Genomic DNA, 16,695 nt, shown 5'->3' with positions numbered 1-16,695 from the left:
AACGCGGCCGGGTGAGGGCGCAGCATGCGTCGCGTCAGCTCACTGAAGCGGGTGGGGGCCGGATGGGCCGCGTCAGCTCACTGAAGCGGGTGAGGGGCGGAAGGGCCGCGTCAGCTCACTGAAGCGGGTGAGGGCCGGATGGGCCGCGTCAGCTCACTGAAGCGGGTGAGGGCCGGATGGGCCGCCTCAGCTCACTGAAGCGGGTGAGGGCCGGAAGGGCCGCGTCAGGCGGGTGGTAACGGTCCTGGTCACGCGGAGCACGAGGCCCCGGCCCGTCGGGCACCGGGAGTGGACGCACCGCGTCAGCGCCGGGCGACGACGCCGAGCCGGAGTCGCAGAGGAAGACAAGCTCCTGCCCGGGCGGCGTGAGCCGGTCACGCTGAAATCGGCATCCGCAGCCCTAGACACCAAACCCGACGCACCGCCCCAGCAGCGGGCAACGATGCCGACGCCAGTCACGCTAGAGGGCTTCCGTAGTCAGGGTCCCCAAGCGGTGATCTTGCTTGGCCCACGCTCACTGCTGTCTCAACGGCCGCCGGACAGCACCCACGTTGGGCCGGACAAGACCCTGACCGCGAAGGCTCTCTAGGGTCGGGATCCCCCAGCCACCGGGACCCCACGCGCCGCGTCAGCGGCGGGCGACGACGCCGACATCGGTCACGCTGAGGTCGAGGTCCTCAGCCCGTCGGGCGCCGGGGCCAATCCGGTCGCGCGGGAGCGGCTGCGCAACGCCCAACCGATGATGACCGGCATGATCAGGCCGGCGGTGGTGAAGATCGCGGCGAGAACCAGCCACCCGGGTGCGCCCCACGCCACCACCATCGCGGTGAGCAATGGCGGTGCGGCCATGTTGCCGAGTTGGCGGCCGGTCTGGTGGACGGCCTGATACTGCCCGTGTGCCCAGTCCTGCGCCAGGTCGAAGACCACGACGAACGTGGCACCGGCCAGCCGCAGCTCTCCCAGCACGTGCACGACGGCAGCGGCCAGCACCAGGACGACGACCAGCCACGTCGGTGCGCCGGTGGCTACGGCGAGCAGCACGCAGGAAGCGGCGAGAAGCAGGGCGCCGCGGCGGGTCGCCGGTGGGGCGTCGGCGGCGTGGTGCATGTCGCGGGCGGTCCACACCTGCAGCGTCACGCAGCCGATCGTGTTCACCAGCAGCGCCGCGGAGACCAGAGCGGCGGAGGCGTCGGTGTGCGCTATCAGCCACAGCGGCAGCGCCAAGGCGAGCATGCCGTTGAGCAGCGCGGCGAGCATGCCGTCGAGCAGGGCGAACGCGAGGAAGGGTCGATCTCGCAGCGCCACGAGGCGTGACCCGCCGGCCGGTACCGGTACTGGTACGACCGGATGCGCCCGGCTGATGATCAGCGCCGCCATCAGACAGGTGAGGGCGTTGCCGAAGACGGTGGCCAGATAGGCGGCACGGCTGTCCAGCAGCAGTGGCAAACCGGCCGCGAGCATGCCGATGGCGATGCCGGCGTTGTTGGTCGAGCGCACGAACGCCCGGGTGCGTACGCGATCGGCCGCGGGCACCGCTCCGGCGATCATCGCGCCGTTGGCGGCTCGGACCATGGCCTCGCTGACGGCTATCAGGCACGCGAGCGGGATGAACGTCCGCAGGTCGCGGACCAGCGCCAGGGCGGCCAGCGCGGCCGCCGACGTGAGCAAGGCGGTGATCTGCGCGGCGCGCGGCCCGACCCGGTCGACCAGGTATCCCATCGGGGTGGTGAGCACCATGCCGACACCGGCGGCGACGCTCAGTGCGAGAGCGAGCTGGGCCGGGGTCAAACCGACCGAGCGGGTCAGGAAGAGCGCGCTCGAGGCGAGGTATGCGCCGTTGCCGATCGTGTTGACGAGGGTGGCGAGCACGAGGACGCGCGGTGTGCCCGGTGCGGGAAGGGCTGAGCGGATCACATGCCGATCAAACAGTACGTACGTACGGTTTGCAAGGCGGCGACGGGCACACCGGCGAGGAGCGAGCCTCGATCAGGCTCGCCTGCGGCGGAACACGACGATGCCGACGACGACGGCCACGACCGCGGCGACGATCAGAGCCGGCGGCAGCGCACGGCGCGGGTTCTGCCGGACCTCGGCAACCGTCTGCTGAGTGCGGACCTTGACGTCGGCCGCGGTCACCTTCGCCTGCTCCTGCACATCGGCCGCGGTGTCTTTCGCGCGGTCCTTCGCGTCGGATACGGCGCCCATGGCGCGGTCCTTCGCGTCGGACGCGGCGCCCACGGCACGGTCCTTCGCGTCGGACGCGGCCTGCTTCGCGCGCGCCTTGACGTCGGTCTTGGCTGCCAGCGCCTCCACCGTGCTGCCCAGCTCGGCCCGGGTCTGCTCGATCTCGGTGCGCAACTGCTCCGGGTCGGCCGGGGTGTCCGAGGTACTCATGATTGGCGTCCCTCCCGGGCTGCGGTCTTGATGGTGTTCACATCGGCCTCCACGCCGGCGATGGCGTCGCTCGGCAGCGGCGGCGCGGCCGCCTTCAGCTTGCTCCGGCCGAGCAGCGCGGCGATCCCGGCCGCGACGAAGACCATGACCATCACGACCAGCACCGCCAGCCACAACGGCCAGACCAGGTCGAGTGCCACCACGGCGAGGGTCAGCAGCAGGCCCAGGCCGTAGAGGGCGAGGGCAGCGGCCGCGCCGAACAGGCCGCCGCCGACTCCGGCGCGCTTACCTTTCTCCGCCAGTTCGAGTTTCGCCAGGGTCAGTTCGTCACGTACCAGCGTCGATATCTGGGCGGCCGCCTGGCTGACCAGCTCCGCTGTCGACGCGCCGGTGGAGTCGCCACCGGTCGATGCGTTCGCCGTCACCGCGTTCACCTCCTTGGTTACGCGCTGGTGTGCCCCGGCCGGCCACGACGAAACGCCCCGGCCGGAGGAACGGCACTGTTCCCGCGGGGAAACGTTCCACCGTGGAGCCGGATGACGAATCTGCTCTACGACGTCACCCGCCCGCCGGCGGGGAGCCGGCAACCATTTCGCGACGATCACGCACCGATTCGATAATCCGGGCGGCCCGGGGCGGGCCGAACTGAACGGTGTAACCACGGAGATCTACGAAAGGGACTTTCTTGCGCAACGTTCTTCGCCGCTTCGCCCTGGCCGTCGTCCTCGCTCCGGCCGCCGTCGGCGCCGCCACGATGATCGCCAGCCCGGCGCAGGCCGCTCCGGCGAAGGTCAGCGAGACGGTCCTGCAGACCGAGATCAACCGCCTGATCAACGAGCAGCGTACGTCGCACGGCTGCGCGGCCCTGACGGTCGACGCCAAGCTGACCGCGGCGGCCCGCAGTCACAGCGCCTGGATGGCCGAGACCGGCACGTTCGCGCACACCGGCCGCTCCGGCTCAAACTTCGTGGCTCGCGCCAAGGCGGCCGGTTACGCCACGCCGTCGGCGGAGAACATCGCGTGGGGCTACCGCAGCGCCGCGCAGGTGGTGGGCGGGTGGATGAAGAGCCCGGGTCACCGCACCAACATCCTGAACTGCGCGTCCAAGACCGTCGGCGTCGGCGCGGTGTTCGCCGCCAGCGGCACCCCGTACTACACCCAGAACTTCGGTTACTGACCGACACAGCGACGCCCCAGCCGATCCCTCTGCGGCTGGGGCATCGCTGTGTCTGCTCCCCGGGTCATGTCAGCCGTTCGGCCGCGACTCGATCGCCTGCAACGCCCAGCTGTTGCCGTCCGGGTCGCGGAAGTGGACGAAGTTGCCCCACGGCTGCACATCGACCTCGCTGGCCGATACGCCGGCGTCGAGCAGCTGCTTGCGGGCGTCGTGGGCGTTGGGGACCACGACCTGGATCTCCTGTGTTCCCGGAGCCTTCTCGGTGAGGCCCTCGCCCAGCGCGATCGAGCACGCCGAACCGGGCGGCGTGAGCTGCACGAACCGCAGGCCCTCGTGTACTTGATGGTCGATGTCGGCGTTGAAGCCGATCCGCTCGTAGAACGCCTTGGCCCGGTCGACGTCGGTGACCGGTACCGGGATGAGCTCGATCTTCCACGTTGATGTCATGACCTCATCGTCCCGCCTATTGCGGCCAGATTCCGACCGCAGGTCCCGCCGAGTAGGGTCGCTGCATGATCATCCCCAGCCGCGCGGTCGTACTCACACAGGTCACCGGGCACCTCGGCACGATCACTCTGAACCGGCCAAGTGCGATAAACGCGCTCACCCCGGAGATGGTCACGATCATGCGGGAGGCGCTCGCGGAGTGGGCGGGCTCCGATCGGGTCCGGACCGTGCTGATCAGCGGAGCGGGTGAGCGCGGGCTCTGCGCGGGCGGCGACATCCGGGCCATTCACGCGGACGCGGTCTCCGGCGGGAACGGGTCGCTGGAGTTCTGGGCGGATGAGTATCGGCTGAACGCGACCATCGCGGCGTACCCGAAACCGATCGTCGCTTTCATGGACGGCCTGGTGATGGGCGGCGGCATCGGGATCTCCGCGCATGCCTCGGTGCGGGTGGTGACCGAGCGGTCGCGGCTGGCCATGCCCGAGGTGGGCATCGGCATGCACCCGGACGTGGGTGGATCGTGGCTGCTCTCGCACGCCCCGGGTGAGCTGGGCACCCACCTGGCCCTCACCGGGTCGCCGGTGGGCGCGGCCGACGGCATCGCCGCCGGGCTCGCCGACCACTACGTGCCGGCCTCGTCGCTGCCGGAGCTGGCGGAGGCGCTGACATCGCTCTCCGCCGAGGAGGCGGTCGCGGCCTTCGCCGGTACCGCGGCGCCGGGCGAGTTCGCCACGGCGCGCGGGTGGATCGACGAGTGCTACGCCGGTGACTCGGTACGCGAGATCATCGAGCGTCTCGCCGCACACCATGAGCCCGGCGCTCAGGCAGCCGCCAAGGAGATCGCCACCCGGTCGCCCACCGCGCTGACGATCACGCTGCGGTCGGTACGCAGCGCGGCCGGCCTGCCCGGCCTGGTAGCCGCGCTGGAGCAGGAGTACCGGCTGTCGGCGGCGATGCTGCGGCTGCCCGACCTGGCCGAGGGCATCCGCGCCCAGATCATCGACAAGGACCGCCGGCCGCGCTGGAACCCGGCGACCATCGACGAGGTACGCCCGGAAGTGATCGACGCCTGCTTCACTCCCCCAACATTGAACTAATAGGTTCAGTGTCGTAAGGTGAACCGCATGGTTCAGCAAGCCGCTCTGGATCGGGTCTTCGCCGCCCTGGCCGATCCCACCCGCCGCGGCATCCTGGTCCGCCTCGGCGAGAGTCCGGCCACCATCGGAGAGCTCGCCGAGCCCACCGGGATGACGCTCACCGGCATGAAGAAGCACGTCCAGGTGCTCGAAGACGCCGGCCTCGTCGTCACCGAGAAGGTCGGCCGGTCACGGCAGTGCCGCCTCGGCACCGCCCCGCTGGACGAGGCGATGGCATGGATCAGCTTCTACCAGCGGCTCTGGGCCCGTCGCCTGGACGGTCTGGACGCCTACTTCACCATGCGACCCGACGCGAAGGGACCACAGACATGACCCTCGAAATGCGGATGACCCGGCAGCTGCCCGCAACGCCGGAGGAGGTCTTCGACGCCTACACCGACGCCGAGAAGCAGAAGATCTGGTTCAGCATCCTCGACGAGACACCCGGCATCGTCGAGATCGACGTCGATCTGCGCGTCGGCGGGCAGCAGACAGCCGTGTGGGGGCCGAGCCCCGACATGCTCTTCCGGGAGACGCAGACGTTCGTCGAGATCGAGCGCCCGAACCGCCTGGTCACCGAGTCCACCGGCGTCAGCCCGGACGGCATGACCATGACGACCCGCATCGAGGTGTCCTTCGAGGCGACCGGCGACGGGACCCTGATGACCGTCGTCCAGAGCGGGTTCCCCGTACCAGAGATCCGCGACTTCTTCGTCAACGAGGTGTGGGCCGGCGCCCTCGCCCGCATCGAGGCCTTCCTCACCCGCCGGCCGGGCGTCGAGACCGCCGATGTCTAGGCTCTCCCGCCCCGCGCTGGTCGCCGCGGCCGTCGGCATCGCGGTGCTCGTCAACCTGGCCCTCTACCTGGCCGGGCGGGCGGCCGGTGGCACCTTCGTCTTCACCTCGCCGGACGGCCCGGCCGAGGTCGACGCCGTGACGGTCGCCGGGTTCAGCGCGGTGCCGCTGCTCGTCGGCCTCGCGGCGGTCGCCCTCCTGGCGCCGCGTGCGGCGTGGGCGTCCCGGGCCGCCGCCGTCATCGGTCCGGTGCTGGCGGTCGGCACCATCGCCGTGATGACGCTGCCCGCGGACTTCGACGCCATCAGCAAGACCACCCTGGCGCTGTGTCACCTGACCCTCGTCCCGATCATCCTGGTGGCCGTCGCGGCCATCGGCCGGCGCGTCGCCGCGCCGCGGCAGCGACAGCCGAGGTAGGGGTCAGGACCGGGCGCGGACGGTGTTGTTCCGCTTCTCATGGGTGAGCTCGGCCAGCCCGAGCGCTTCCAGCAGAGGCGGCAGGTACATCCCGAAGCGGCCGCGGTATCCCTTGCGCAGCCCGTACCAGCCGCCGACCGGGTTGCCCGGGTCACGGCCCCACGCCTCGACGCTTCCGGGGGCGGCGTCCTTGCCTTCGTCGGCGGCGCCCAGCGGCACCCAGTCGCCCTGTTCGCGCAGCCAGGCGTGCAGGTCGTCGACGGCACGCAGATGGTATTTCAGTGTGGTGGCGCCGACCTGGCAGACCAGGGCCGGCGGGTCGGCCGACTCGTCGCGGTACATCGTGTAGCGCGACGAGCCGGGGGCGGTGGTCAGCTGCCACGGGTCGTCCCTGGTTCCGGAACCGTGCATCAGTCCTCCTCGCGGCGCTCAGCGTAGCCCGAAATTGCTTGCACCGATCGGGGTTCCGGCATGGGGCGTGAGGGTGGGCATCACTCATCTCGGGCTGTCGGTGCTCGACCCCCAGCGCAGCATCTCCTTCTACGCGAAGTACTTCGGCTTCGATCCGGCGACCGCCCAGCGGTACCCGGACGGCACGGTCATCGTCCGTGACGGTGACGGCTTCGACCTGGCCCTGCACGCGGTCGACGTGGTGGGCGAGCCGCCGGCGTTCCTGCACTTCGGTTTCCGGCTGCCGCGCCCCGATGACGTGCGGGCGCTGCAGCGGCGGCTGGAGGCCGACCGCGTCACGATCGTCGAGCGTGACGACGAGCCGGAGTACACGGCGTTCAAATGCCTCGATCCGGACGGCCACCGGGTGGAGGTGTACTGGGAGCCGCCCGGCGGCTCACCGTGACAACCGCTCGACGGCGGTTCTCAGGTCTGCCATGGCCGTGCGATAGAAGCGGGGGCCGTAGGACACCCGGGCCACGCCCAGCTCCCGCAACGCGGCGAGATCCAGTTCGTCGCCGGTGTTGCCGTTGACCGGGCCGGGCAGTTCGGCGACCAGGGCGGCGATGTCCGCCCTGCGCCGCACGCCGATCGGGTAGACGCAGTCGGCGCCGGCCTCCCGATAGAGGCGGCCGCGCCGGATCGCCTCGGCCAGCCGGTCCGGCTCGGCTATTCCGCCGCCGGGCAGGAACGTGTCGACCCGGGCGTTGATGACGATCGGTACGCCGGCGTCGTCCGCCGCCGAGCGGATGTCGGCGAGCCGTTGCGCGTGCGCGCCGGCCTCGACCAGGCCACCCGCCCGGTGATCGGTGTCCTCCAGGTTGCAGCCGACCGCGCCGATGTCCAGCAACCGGTCCACCAGTTCCCGCGGCCGCAGCCCGTACCCCGCCTCGGCATCGACCGTGACCGGGACCGGCACCACCCGGGCGATCCGCCCGGCGGCCGCGAACATCTCCTGCCACGGTGCGCCCTCGCCGTCGGGGTAGCCGAGCATCGCCGAGACGGCGGCGCTGGCCGTGGCGACCACCGGGAAGCCGGCTTCGACCACGACCGTCGCGCTCGCCGCGTCCCAGACGTTCGGCAGTATCAGCATCTCGCCGTGGTGCAGCTCGCGAAGTCGTTGCGCACGAGCTTTCAGATCCGTCTTGTCAGCGGCCATTGCCAGCCTCCATCTCAAGAGAAACAGCTTCCGCCTCAACCGCCGGCCGCTTGCCGGGCATCCCGAGTGCGATGAGTACGCCGATGAACGCGAAGACGGCGACCGCTGCCATCGCGGCCGCGAAACCGTCACTGAACTGCCCGGGCGACGCGTAACCACCGGCCGCCGCGAAGACGGCGACCGACACGCCGACGCCGAACACCCCGCCGAGGATTCGCAGCATCATGAACGCCCCGGACGCCTGACCGATCTCGTTCGGTCGTACCGCTCCCACCACCGCCTTCTGCGCCGCCGGCATGGCCATGGTCAGTCCGGCACCGCCGAGGAGCAGCGCGGGCAGCAGTTCGAGATAGGTCGTGCCGGTGCCGGCCACCAGGGCGATCCAGCTCGCGCCGACGGCCTGCAGCAGCAAGCCGCCGACCACGAAGGTCCGCTCGCCGACCCGGTCGGCCAGCCGGCCGGCGATCGGCGCGAACACCATGAGCGTCGCGGTCCACGGCATCAGCCGCAGCCCGGCGCCGAGCGGTCCGTGGCCGCCCACGACCTGGAAGTACTGGGCGAGGAAGAACAGGGTGCCGTACAGCGAGGCGAACACCAGGAAGTTCGCCGGGTTGGCGGTGGCGAACGCCCGCAGCCGGAAGAACCGCATCGGGAGCATGGGCGCGCTCGTACGCCGCTCCCAGAGCACGAAGGCGGCCACCGAGGCGGCACCGAACCCGAGCGTGCCGAGAACCTCGCCGCTCGCCCAGCCGGCCGCGTTGCCGCGTACCAGAGCCCAGACGACGCCGAACGCGCCAAGGGTCACGAGCAGGACGCCGACGAGGTCGAACCGGTTGTTCGGGCCGAAGCTCTCGTCCACCCGCCGCGTCGTGAGCCCGATCGCGATCAGCCCGACCGGCAGGTTGAGCCAGAAGATCCACTGCCAGGCCAGTCCCTGTGCGATGACGCCGCCGATGAACGGGCCGCCGAACGTCGCCAGGCCGGTGATGCCCAGGTACAGACCCATCGCCCGGCCCCGCTGCTGCGGCGGGAAGGCCGCGCTGATCAGGGTGAGCGTCAGCGGCAGCACCATCGCGGCGCCCACCCCCTGCACCGCCCGGGACGCGATCAGGGTGCCGATGTCCGGCGACAGCGCGCAGGCCACCGACGCGACGGTGAACACCGTCAGCCCCGCGACGAGGACGCGGCGCCGGCCGAACCGGTCGCCCAGCGCCGCCCCGGTCAGCAGCAGCACCGCGAACGTGAGGTTGTAGGCGTTGACCGTCCACTCCAGGGACTCGACCGACGCCGTCAGGTCCTGCCGGATCGTGCTCAGGGCCGTCGTCACGACCAGGCTGTCCAGCGCCATCATGAAGGACGCCAGGGAGGCGAGTCCCAGCACCCAGGCCTGCCGCCGGGTCACCGGTCCTCCCCCGCGCGCAGCGACAGCGGAAGGCCGAACCTGGCGAGCAGGGAGTTGTCGGTGAACCGGGTCAGCGCGGCGATCCGCTCCCCGGCGAGGGTGAGCACGAACACGCCGTGCGCGTGCAGGATCGGCGTCCGCGGATCACGCAGGTAGCAGCCGAACGCCGGCTGGCCGTTCGCCCGGGTCGGGATCAGGTGGTACTGGCGTCCGCCGGTCAGCGCCACGGTGGCCAGGAAGTTCCGGATGTCCGCCACACCCTGGTAGGCCAGCGGCAGCGGCGGCATGGTCAGCCACGCGTCGCTGGTCAGCAGGGCCACGACCGCGTCGACGTCGCCGGATTCGAAGGCGCGGGTGAACTCGTCCACCATCCGGCGCTCCTGCGGCGAGTCCGGCAGCGGAACGCTGTCCCGGTCCGGGCCGGGCAGCACGGCGGCCAGCGCGCCGCGCGCCCGGTTCAGGGCGCTGGTCACCGCGTTCTCGGTCACGTCGAGGATGGCCGCGACCTCGGCCGCCCGGAATCCGAGCACGTCGCGCAGCACCAGAACGGCTCGTTGCCTCGGTGGCAGCTGCTGCAACGCGATCAGGAAGGCGAGCGACACCGACTCGCGCAGTTCGTAGCGGGCTTCCGGTCCGGGACGGTGGTCGGCGATCTGGTCGAGCAGCACATCGGGGTACGGCTCCAGCCAGCTGGGTTCCGCCGGGCGGCGCGACGGTTCGGGCATCGGGACCTCCGCTGGATAGGCCACCTGTTCGCGCGGGCGGCGGGCGCCGTCCCGCAACGCGTTGAGACAACGGTTCGTCGCGATCCGGTAGAGCCAGGTCCGCAGCGATGCGCGCCCCTCGTAGCCGTCGAATCCGCGCCAGGCCGCCAGCAGCGTCTCCTGCAGTACGTCCTCGGCGTCCTGGACCGAGCCGAGGATGCGGTAGCAGTGCACCTGTAGCTCGTGTCGATACGGCTCGACGAGGTCGCTGAACGCCGTACCGTCTCCGCCGGCCGGCAAGGTCTCCCGCATGGCGACTCCTTCTGTGCTGTCGTCGTCCCCTTCACAGGAACAGACACCGCTGGCGCCGCAAAGTTGTCGGTCCCCGTAGTGCAACCTCAGGGTTGCAGTAGCAGCCGCCAATGTGCAACTCTCGGGTTGCACCTTACGGGAACGACGAAGGGAATCACCTCATGGCCATCGATCCGGACTCGCCGGTGCGGCTCAGCGGCCGACAGCGGCTGACGCTTGTCGTGCTCCTCGGCGCCGGATTCATGCTGTCCGTCGACTTCTCCATCCTCAACGTGGCGCTGCCACAGATGGGCGAGGGCGTCGGCCTCGACATCGGCGACCTGCCCTGGATCGCCAGCGCCTACGCGCTGCCGGCGGCCGGCTTCACCCTGCTGTTCGGCCGGGTGGCCGACCTGTACGGCCGCCGCCGGCTGTTCCTCATCGCGATGGTCCTGCTCATCGTGGCTTCGCTGCTGGGCGGTTTCGCCACCGGTCCGGCGACCCTGCTGACCGCCCGCGTCCTGCAGGGCTTCGCCAACGCGATCGCCATCCCCGCCGCGATGGCCCTGCTCATCACCGCCGTCGCGGACGACCGGGCCCGGGCCCGGGTCCTCGGCCTCAACGGCGCGCTGCTCTCCGGCGGCTTCACCGTGGGCGCGCTGGTCGGTGGCAGCCTGGTCAGCGCGCTCGACTGGCGGTGGGCGTTCTGGATCAACGTGCCGGTGGCGGTGGCCATCGTGGCACTGACGCCGTTCGTGGTCCGCGAAAGCGCCCGCCCCACCGGCGTGCGGCTCGACGTACCCGGCGCCGTCTCGGTCACCACCGGCTTGCTCGCGCTGGTCTACGGGGTTTCCCTGCGCGACTGGAGGGCCTTCGCCGCCGGCGTGGTCCTGCTGGGCGTCTTCTGGGTCGTCGAGACCCGCGCCAAGGCACCCCTGGTGTCGCTGCGGCTGCTCAACCGCCCGACCGTCAAGTGGGGCAACTTCGGCGGCGTGGTCGCGTTCGTCATGTCCACCGGCCTGAACTTCGTCCTGACCGTCTACCTGCAGGACGTGCTCGGCCTCGCGCCGTTCACCACCGGTCTGGTGTTCGGCCTGCCCGGCCTCGCCGCGGTGTTCGCCGGGATCCTCGCCGGCCGGCTGATCGGCCGCTACGGCTACCGGCCGATCCTCGCCGCCGGTCTGCTCGTCCAGGGGCTCATGGCGGCTCCGATGCTGCTGGTCGACGACTCGACGACGAGCCTGTACGTCATCGTGCCGTCGCTGTTCCTGCTGTACTTCGGGCACGTCACCGCGATCGTCGCCTACACCGTCACGGCCACCTCCGGCCTGGCGGAATCGCAGGCCGGGCTGGCGACCGGCCTCACGTCCCTGGCCCAGCAGATCGCGGTCACGATCGGTATCCCGATCTTCGGAGCCGTCGCCGCCTCCCAGGCGGACCTGATCGCCGGGGTGCACCTGACGATGCGCGTACAGGTCATCGCCATCGTGCTGGCCGTCGCCGTGATCTGGTTCGGGCTGCGCTCGCCGTCCACGGTCGACGCGGCGCCGGCATCGGACGCCGTCGAGGCGCCCTCCCGCTGAGGTCAGGCGTCCGCCTGCTCGGCCAGGTCCTTGATCGCGGCGAGCCGCGTGTCCCACCGGCTCGCCGCGTCGGCGATCCACCGGGCGGTCTGGTCCAGGCGCTCGGTCCGAACGGTGTAGCGCATCTCCCGTCCGGCGCGCCGGCCGGTCACCAGGCCGGCGCGCTCCAGGACGCCGAGGTGTTTCACCACGGCCTGCCGGCTCACCGGCCGGTCGACGGCGAGGACGGTCGCGGTGGCGCCACCCCGGTCGGCGAGCTCGTTGAGCAACTGCCACCGGGTCGGGTCGGACAGCGCGGAGAGCACCTCCAGTTCGGCGTTCATCTCTCCGCGTACTCCTTGAGGTTGTCCACGACCTCGCGCCAGCCGCGTTCGTGGCTGTCGAAACCGGCGCTCTTCTCGCGGGCGGCCGGAATGGTCAGGGTGGCGAAGCCGGACTCGGCCACCCGCAGCCGGGTGCCGCCCTCCTCGGCCAGCAGAAAGAACTCGACAAGCGTGGAATTGCTCTCGTCGGCGATCTCGCCCGGATAGCCGGCGGCCCAGCGGTAGGCGAGGTAGCGCGGCGGATCGACCGCCACGATCCGGGTCGGGTACGTGCCGTGGTCACCGTGGTCGAGGCGCATGACGCCGCCCGGCCGCAGGTCGATCTCGGCCGGCCCACCCTGACCGAACCAGACGCCGACGTGCTCGGGCTCGGTGATCACCGCCCACACCCGCTCCACCGTGGCCTTCACGAAGACCTCTCGCTCGATCCGGTCCCTGCCCATGCGCCCATCCCATCCGGGGTTTATGCGCAACCTTACGGTTGCTCTTCGCGGCCGGTCAAGCAAAAGCCGACGGGGTACGACCTCGCGGCCGCACCCCGTCCACTCAGCGAGAGGTCAGCAGGAAAGATTGCCGCCGGGGCTCACGCCCAGAATGCCGGTGAACCGGTTGTACGCGTTCACCCGGCTCTGCACCTGGGCCGGGTTGCCACCGTTGCACTCGAGCGAGCCGTTGATGCTGCGGATGGTCTCGCCGAAGCCGCGGCTGTTGACCATGGCGTCGTGCGGGGTCATCGTGCCCGGGCCGCGCTGGGTCATCCAGTACCAGATCGCGGTCTGGTACGCGACCGACGACTCGTTCTTCACCCGGTCCGGGTTGTTCAGCAGGTCGATGCCGAGCGCGTCACCGGCCGCCTTGTAGTTGAAGTTCCAGCTCAGCTGGATCGGCCCGCGACCGTGGTACGCGCTCTGGCCGGCCGGGCACCCGTACGGCTGGCTGCGGTCACAGTAGAGCGGCCAGTTCGCCTGGTTGATCTCCTCGACGTAGACCAGCCCGCCGGACTCGTGGTTGACGTTCGCCAGGAAGGCCGCGGCCTCCTGCTTCTTGATCGTGTCGCTACCGGTGGTGGTGAACGCCGGGAACTTCTTGATCGCGTCGATCAGGCCGGCGTACGAGTAGAACGCGATCCGGTTCGGGAACATCTGGTTGAACTGCGCCTCGCTGACCGGGAACGCACCCGATCCACCACCGGGCGGCGGGGTGGTGGTGCCGCCACCGCCGGTGCAGGTGTACGGCGACCAGTACCAGGTGCTGATCACCGGGTCGTAACCCGGATTCTCGTGCGACGCCCGGTAATACTGCCCGTTGGTGTACCGGACGATCGAACCGGCCGGGTAGAACTGCCCCGCGACCCAGTTCGGGTGGTTACAGGTCGTACCGCCACCCGGGGGCGGCGTGGTGCCGCCACCGCAGGCGCCGTTGTCGGCCCACACCCCGGAGCCGCCGGTGCTGGGCGCTTCACCCTGGGTCCACCACTTGGCGGTCCAGTTGCGACCGTTGTACGAGGCACGCATGTTGCCGGTGTAGACCGCCGAGCTGCTGTAGGCGGCGACGCAGGCCTCGGCGGCGCTCGACGACGTCATGGGAAGAATCGCCGCGGCGGCACCGGCCACGGCGACGCTCACGGTGGCCAAGATTGACAAGAGCCGTTTTTTGGGCATGGCTCACCTTCCGTGCGTCTACGGACGCACTGGCACGAGGGGGACGACGAGTACATCGAGCCAACTAGATGCCATGCGGTGAAGTCAAGGTATCTGTTAATAAACTTCACGGATAAATGAAGTCAATGGCCGGTGCGCGGCGGCTCGGCGGAATCGGCGGAATCGCCCCCGGATCCGCGGGCAATCCGGTGAACAGCTCGTTTGCCGTGGGAGCGCTCCCGTGTGACGATGGCCGTCAATCCCCGTTCCGGCTCCGGAGTCCGCTCATGCGAAAGACACGTCTTCTCGCCGCGCTGATCGGCGTGGCCGTCGCGGCCGGCACCGTCGCGGCCCCCGCCCCGTCAGCCGCCGCCGCACTCCCCTACCAGGACCCGGCGCTGCCGGTCGCCGACCGGGTCACCGACCTGCTGAGCCGGATGAGCGTGGACGACAAGGTCGGCCAGATGGTCCAGGCGGAACGGGCCAAGGTCTCCCCCGCTCAGCTCACGCAGTACCGGCTGGGTTCGGTGCTGTCCGGCGGCGGCTCGGCGCCCAGCCCGAACACCCCGGCCGGCTGGGCCGACATGTACGACGCCTATCAGCGCGGCGCCCTGGCCACGCCGTTGCAGATTCCGATGATCTACGGCATCGACGCGGTGCACGGCAACAACAACGTGTACGGGTCGACGATCTTCCCGCACAACATCGGCCTCGGCGCGACCCGCGACCCCGGCCTGGTCGAGCGGATCGGCCGGGCCACCGCCGACGAGGTCACCGGCGCCGGCCTGGACTGGACCTTCGCGCCCTGTGTGTGCGTCGCGCGCGACGACCGCTGGGGACGCACCTACGAGTCGTTCGGCGAGGACCCGGCGCTGGTGAGCGCGATGACCAGCGTGATCGCCGGGTTGCAGGACGGTCCCGCCCCGGTGCTCGCCACCGCCAAGCACTACCTCGGCGACGGCGGCACCACCGGCGGCGTGGACCAGGGCAACACCGCGCTCAGCGAGGCCGAGCTTCGGGCCATCCACCTGCCGCCGTTCCGGGCCGCGATCGAGCGCGGCGCCGGATCGGTCATGATCTCGTTCAGCAGCTGGAACGGGCTCAAGCTGCACGCCCACAAGTACCTGATCACCGACGTGCTCAAGGGCGAGCTGGGCTTCACCGGCTTCACCGTGTCGGACTGGGCGGCGGTCGACCAGCTGGACGGGCGGCTCGGCTTCACCCAGGCCGAGGTGGTCACCGCCGTCAACGCCGGCCTGGACATGCTGATGGTGCCCGAGGACTGGCAGACCTTCCTCGGCTACCTGCGGGCCGCCGTCAGCGCCGGGCAGATCCCGATGTCGCGGATCGACGACGCGAACCGGCGCATCCTGACGAAGAAGTTCGAGCTGGGGCTCTTCGAGAAGCCGTACGCCGACCGCTCCTACGCCGCCACCGTCGGCAGCGCCGCACACCGGGCCCTGGCCCGTGAGGCGGTGCGCGAGTCGCAGGTGCTGCTGAAGAACCGCGGCAACGTGCTGCCGCTCGCCAAGACCGGCGGCAAGATCTTCGTGGCCGGCAAGAGCGCCGACGACATCGGCAACCAGAGCGGCGGCTGGACGCTCAGCTGGCAGGGCGCCAGCGGCAACACCGTCCCGGGTACGACGATCCTGCAGGGCATCCGCGCCGCGGCCGGCAGCGGCACCACCGTCACCTACAGCCGGGACGGCAGCGGCGTGGACGGCACCTACCGGGCGGCCGTCGCGGTGATCGGCGAGACCCCGTACGCCGAGGGCGAGGGCGACCGCCCCGGTGGGTTCGGGCTCGACAGTGCCGACCAGGCCGTGCTCACCCGGCTGCGCGCGGCCGGCGTACCGGTGATCGTGGTGCTGGTCTCCGGCCGCCCGCTCGACATCGCCGGCCAGATCGACGGATGGGACGCGCTGCTCGCCGCGTGGCTGCCCGGCAGCGAAGGCGCGGGCGTCGCGGACGTCCTCTTCGGCGACTACACGCCGACCGGCCGGCTTCCGGTGACCTGGCCCGCTTCGGCCAGCCAGGAACCCGTCAACACCGGCGACGGCAAGACCGGGCTTTTCGCGTACGGCTATGGGTTGTCCTATGCCGACCAGCCGGCCGACACCGCCGCGCCCAGCGTGCCCGGCACTCCGGTCGCGTCCGCGGTGACCGCGACCGGCGCGTCGCTGAGCTGGACCGCCTCGACCGACACCGGCGGCAGCGGGCTGGACGGCTACGACGTCTACCGCGACGGCACGCTGATCGCCTCCACCACCGGCACCGGGTACGCGGTGTCCGGTCTCACCGCGGCGACCAGGTACGTCTTCACCGTGGTCGCCCGGGACAAGGCCGGTAACCGGTCCGCGCCGTCCGCCGCCCTGACGGTGACCACCCCGGCCGGCCCGGGCGACGGCGCCGGCTGCCGGGTCGGCTGGAGCACGAACGACTGGAGCACCGGGTTCACCGGCACTGTCACGGTGACCAACACGGGATCGGCGGCGCTGAACCCGTGGACGCTGCGGTGGACCTTCACCGCCGGGCAGACCGTGACCCAGGCCTGGTCGGCGCGGGTCACCCAGTCCGGCACCACGGTCACCGCGGCCGGCGAGCCGTGGAACACCACCCTGGCGCCGGGCGCGTCGCTGAGCTTCGGCTTCAACGCCACGTCGTCCGGCGGCAACCCGCGCCCGGCCTCGTTCACCCTCAACGGCACGGCGTGCGCCGTGGCGTGACATGCACGATGCGCGGATTCCCCTCTGGCTCGTCGGGTGTGGACAGTGCCA

General features: G+C 70.8%; 19 protein-coding genes. 8 read left to right on the top strand and 11 right to left on the bottom strand.

Annotated features, from left to right (window positions below; translation table 11 throughout):
• Positions 1-657: 657 nt before the first annotated feature.
• From I4J89_RS25275 to I4J89_RS25265, 3 genes are all read right to left on the bottom strand, one after another.
• A complete protein-coding gene (locus I4J89_RS25275; protein WP_309238475.1) occupies positions 658-1,914 on the bottom strand; it encodes an MFS transporter in 1,257 nt (418 codons plus the stop codon).
• Positions 1,915-1,986: 72 nt separating this feature from the next.
• Complete coding sequence (locus I4J89_RS25270) at positions 1,987-2,394, bottom strand: DUF3618 domain-containing protein (protein ID WP_196416544.1); 408 nt, start codon at positions 2,392-2,394, stop codon at positions 1,987-1,989.
• Positions 2,391-2,828: a phage holin family protein gene (locus tag I4J89_RS25265; RefSeq protein ID WP_196416543.1), complete on the bottom strand. Its 438-nt coding sequence runs from the start codon at positions 2,826-2,828 to the stop codon at positions 2,391-2,393. Before I4J89_RS25265 ends, I4J89_RS25270 begins: the two co-directional genes overlap by 4 nt.
• A 251-nt stretch (positions 2,829-3,079) precedes the next feature.
• On the opposite strand from I4J89_RS25265, the gene I4J89_RS25260 reads away from it, so the two are divergent.
• Positions 3,080-3,571 carry a CAP domain-containing protein gene (locus tag I4J89_RS25260; RefSeq protein ID WP_230859550.1) on the top strand — a complete coding sequence of 164 codons (492 nt, stop codon included), beginning with the start codon at positions 3,080-3,082 and terminating at the stop codon, positions 3,569-3,571.
• 69 nt (positions 3,572-3,640) lie between these two features.
• Here I4J89_RS25260 and I4J89_RS25255 read toward each other — a convergent pair whose 3' ends face one another.
• Complete coding sequence (locus I4J89_RS25255; RefSeq protein ID WP_196416542.1) at positions 3,641-4,018, bottom strand: VOC family protein; 378 nt, start codon at positions 4,016-4,018, stop codon at positions 3,641-3,643.
• A gap of 65 nt (positions 4,019-4,083) precedes the next feature.
• Here I4J89_RS25255 and I4J89_RS25250 point away from each other — a divergent pair, with 65 nt between their 5' ends.
• Genes I4J89_RS25250 through I4J89_RS25235 form a run of 4 tightly spaced genes read left to right on the top strand, consistent with a single transcriptional unit; the run spans position 4,084 to position 6,366 of the window.
• On the top strand, positions 4,084-5,115 hold the full coding sequence (locus I4J89_RS25250) for an enoyl-CoA hydratase/isomerase family protein (protein ID WP_196416541.1): 1,032 nt from the start codon (positions 4,084-4,086) through the stop codon (positions 5,113-5,115).
• 27 nt (positions 5,116-5,142) lie between these two features.
• Positions 5,143-5,487 carry an ArsR/SmtB family transcription factor gene (locus I4J89_RS25245; protein ID WP_196416540.1) on the top strand — a complete coding sequence of 115 codons (345 nt, stop codon included), beginning with the start codon at positions 5,143-5,145 and terminating at the stop codon, positions 5,485-5,487.
• A complete protein-coding gene (locus I4J89_RS25240) occupies positions 5,484-5,951 on the top strand; it encodes an SRPBCC family protein (protein ID WP_196416539.1) in 468 nt (155 codons plus the stop codon). Before I4J89_RS25245 ends, I4J89_RS25240 begins: the two co-directional genes overlap by 4 nt.
• Positions 5,944-6,366 (top strand): DUF6069 family protein, encoded by a 423-nt coding sequence (locus I4J89_RS25235; protein WP_196416538.1) that lies wholly within the window; start codon positions 5,944-5,946, stop codon positions 6,364-6,366. The genes I4J89_RS25240 and I4J89_RS25235 overlap by 8 nt, the downstream gene beginning before the upstream one ends.
• 3 nt (positions 6,367-6,369) lie before the next feature.
• On the opposite strand, the gene I4J89_RS25230 is transcribed toward I4J89_RS25235, so the two are convergent.
• The gene (locus I4J89_RS25230; protein ID WP_196416537.1) at positions 6,370-6,777 is read right to left on the bottom strand and encodes a DUF6855 family protein; all 408 of its coding nucleotides are present in this window, start codon (positions 6,775-6,777) and stop codon (positions 6,370-6,372) included.
• Positions 6,778-6,850: 73 nt separating this feature from the next.
• Between I4J89_RS25230 and I4J89_RS25225 the strand changes: the two genes are divergently transcribed.
• Positions 6,851-7,222, top strand: coding sequence for a VOC family protein (locus I4J89_RS25225; protein ID WP_196416536.1), 372 nt, complete (start codon positions 6,851-6,853; stop codon positions 7,220-7,222).
• Here I4J89_RS25225 and I4J89_RS25220 read toward each other — a convergent pair.
• From I4J89_RS25220 to I4J89_RS25210, 3 genes are read right to left on the bottom strand one after another with little or no spacing between them, the layout of a single operon-like run.
• A complete protein-coding gene (locus tag I4J89_RS25220) occupies positions 7,214-7,975 on the bottom strand; it encodes an isocitrate lyase/PEP mutase family protein (protein ID WP_196416535.1) in 762 nt (253 codons plus the stop codon). The two genes, I4J89_RS25225 and I4J89_RS25220, sit on opposite strands and share 9 nt — an antisense overlap.
• A complete protein-coding gene (locus tag I4J89_RS25215) occupies positions 7,965-9,377 on the bottom strand; it encodes a DHA2 family efflux MFS transporter permease subunit (protein ID WP_196416534.1) in 1,413 nt (470 codons plus the stop codon). Before I4J89_RS25215 ends, I4J89_RS25220 begins: the two co-directional genes overlap by 11 nt.
• On the bottom strand, positions 9,374-10,393 hold the full coding sequence (locus tag I4J89_RS25210) for a sigma-70 family RNA polymerase sigma factor (RefSeq protein WP_196416533.1): 1,020 nt from the start codon (positions 10,391-10,393) through the stop codon (positions 9,374-9,376). The genes I4J89_RS25215 and I4J89_RS25210 overlap by 4 nt, the downstream gene beginning before the upstream one ends.
• 161 nt (positions 10,394-10,554) lie before the next feature.
• Between I4J89_RS25210 and I4J89_RS25205 the strand changes: the two genes are divergently transcribed.
• Positions 10,555-11,955: an MFS transporter gene (locus I4J89_RS25205; protein ID WP_230859548.1), complete on the top strand. Its 1,401-nt coding sequence runs from the start codon at positions 10,555-10,557 to the stop codon at positions 11,953-11,955.
• A gap of 2 nt (positions 11,956-11,957) precedes the next feature.
• On the opposite strand, the gene I4J89_RS25200 is transcribed toward I4J89_RS25205, so the two are convergent.
• The 3 genes from I4J89_RS25200 to I4J89_RS25190 all read right to left on the bottom strand — a co-directional run bounded on the left by I4J89_RS25200 (position 11,958) and on the right by I4J89_RS25190 (position 13,939).
• Entirely contained in the window at positions 11,958-12,278 is a 321-nt protein-coding gene (locus I4J89_RS25200) for an ArsR/SmtB family transcription factor (protein ID WP_196416531.1), read from the bottom strand.
• A complete protein-coding gene (locus I4J89_RS25195; protein WP_196416530.1) occupies positions 12,275-12,721 on the bottom strand; it encodes an SRPBCC family protein in 447 nt (148 codons plus the stop codon). The genes I4J89_RS25200 and I4J89_RS25195 overlap by 4 nt, the downstream gene beginning before the upstream one ends.
• A 114-nt stretch (positions 12,722-12,835) precedes the next feature.
• On the bottom strand, positions 12,836-13,939 hold the full coding sequence (locus I4J89_RS25190) for a glycoside hydrolase family 19 protein (RefSeq protein WP_196416529.1): 1,104 nt from the start codon (positions 13,937-13,939) through the stop codon (positions 12,836-12,838).
• 266 nt (positions 13,940-14,205) lie between these two features.
• On the opposite strand from I4J89_RS25190, the gene I4J89_RS25185 reads away from it, so the two are divergent.
• Positions 14,206-16,644, top strand: coding sequence for a glycoside hydrolase family 3 N-terminal domain-containing protein (locus I4J89_RS25185; RefSeq protein ID WP_196416528.1), 2,439 nt, complete (start codon positions 14,206-14,208; stop codon positions 16,642-16,644).
• Positions 16,645-16,695: the final 51 nt, after the last annotated feature.

It is taken from the genome of Actinoplanes aureus (assembly GCF_015704865.1).
Lineage (GTDB): Bacteria > Actinomycetota > Actinomycetes > Mycobacteriales > Micromonosporaceae > Actinoplanes > Actinoplanes aureus.
The sequence above is the reverse complement of the archived record's forward strand: the minus strand, read 5'-3'. Positions and strand labels throughout refer to the sequence as shown.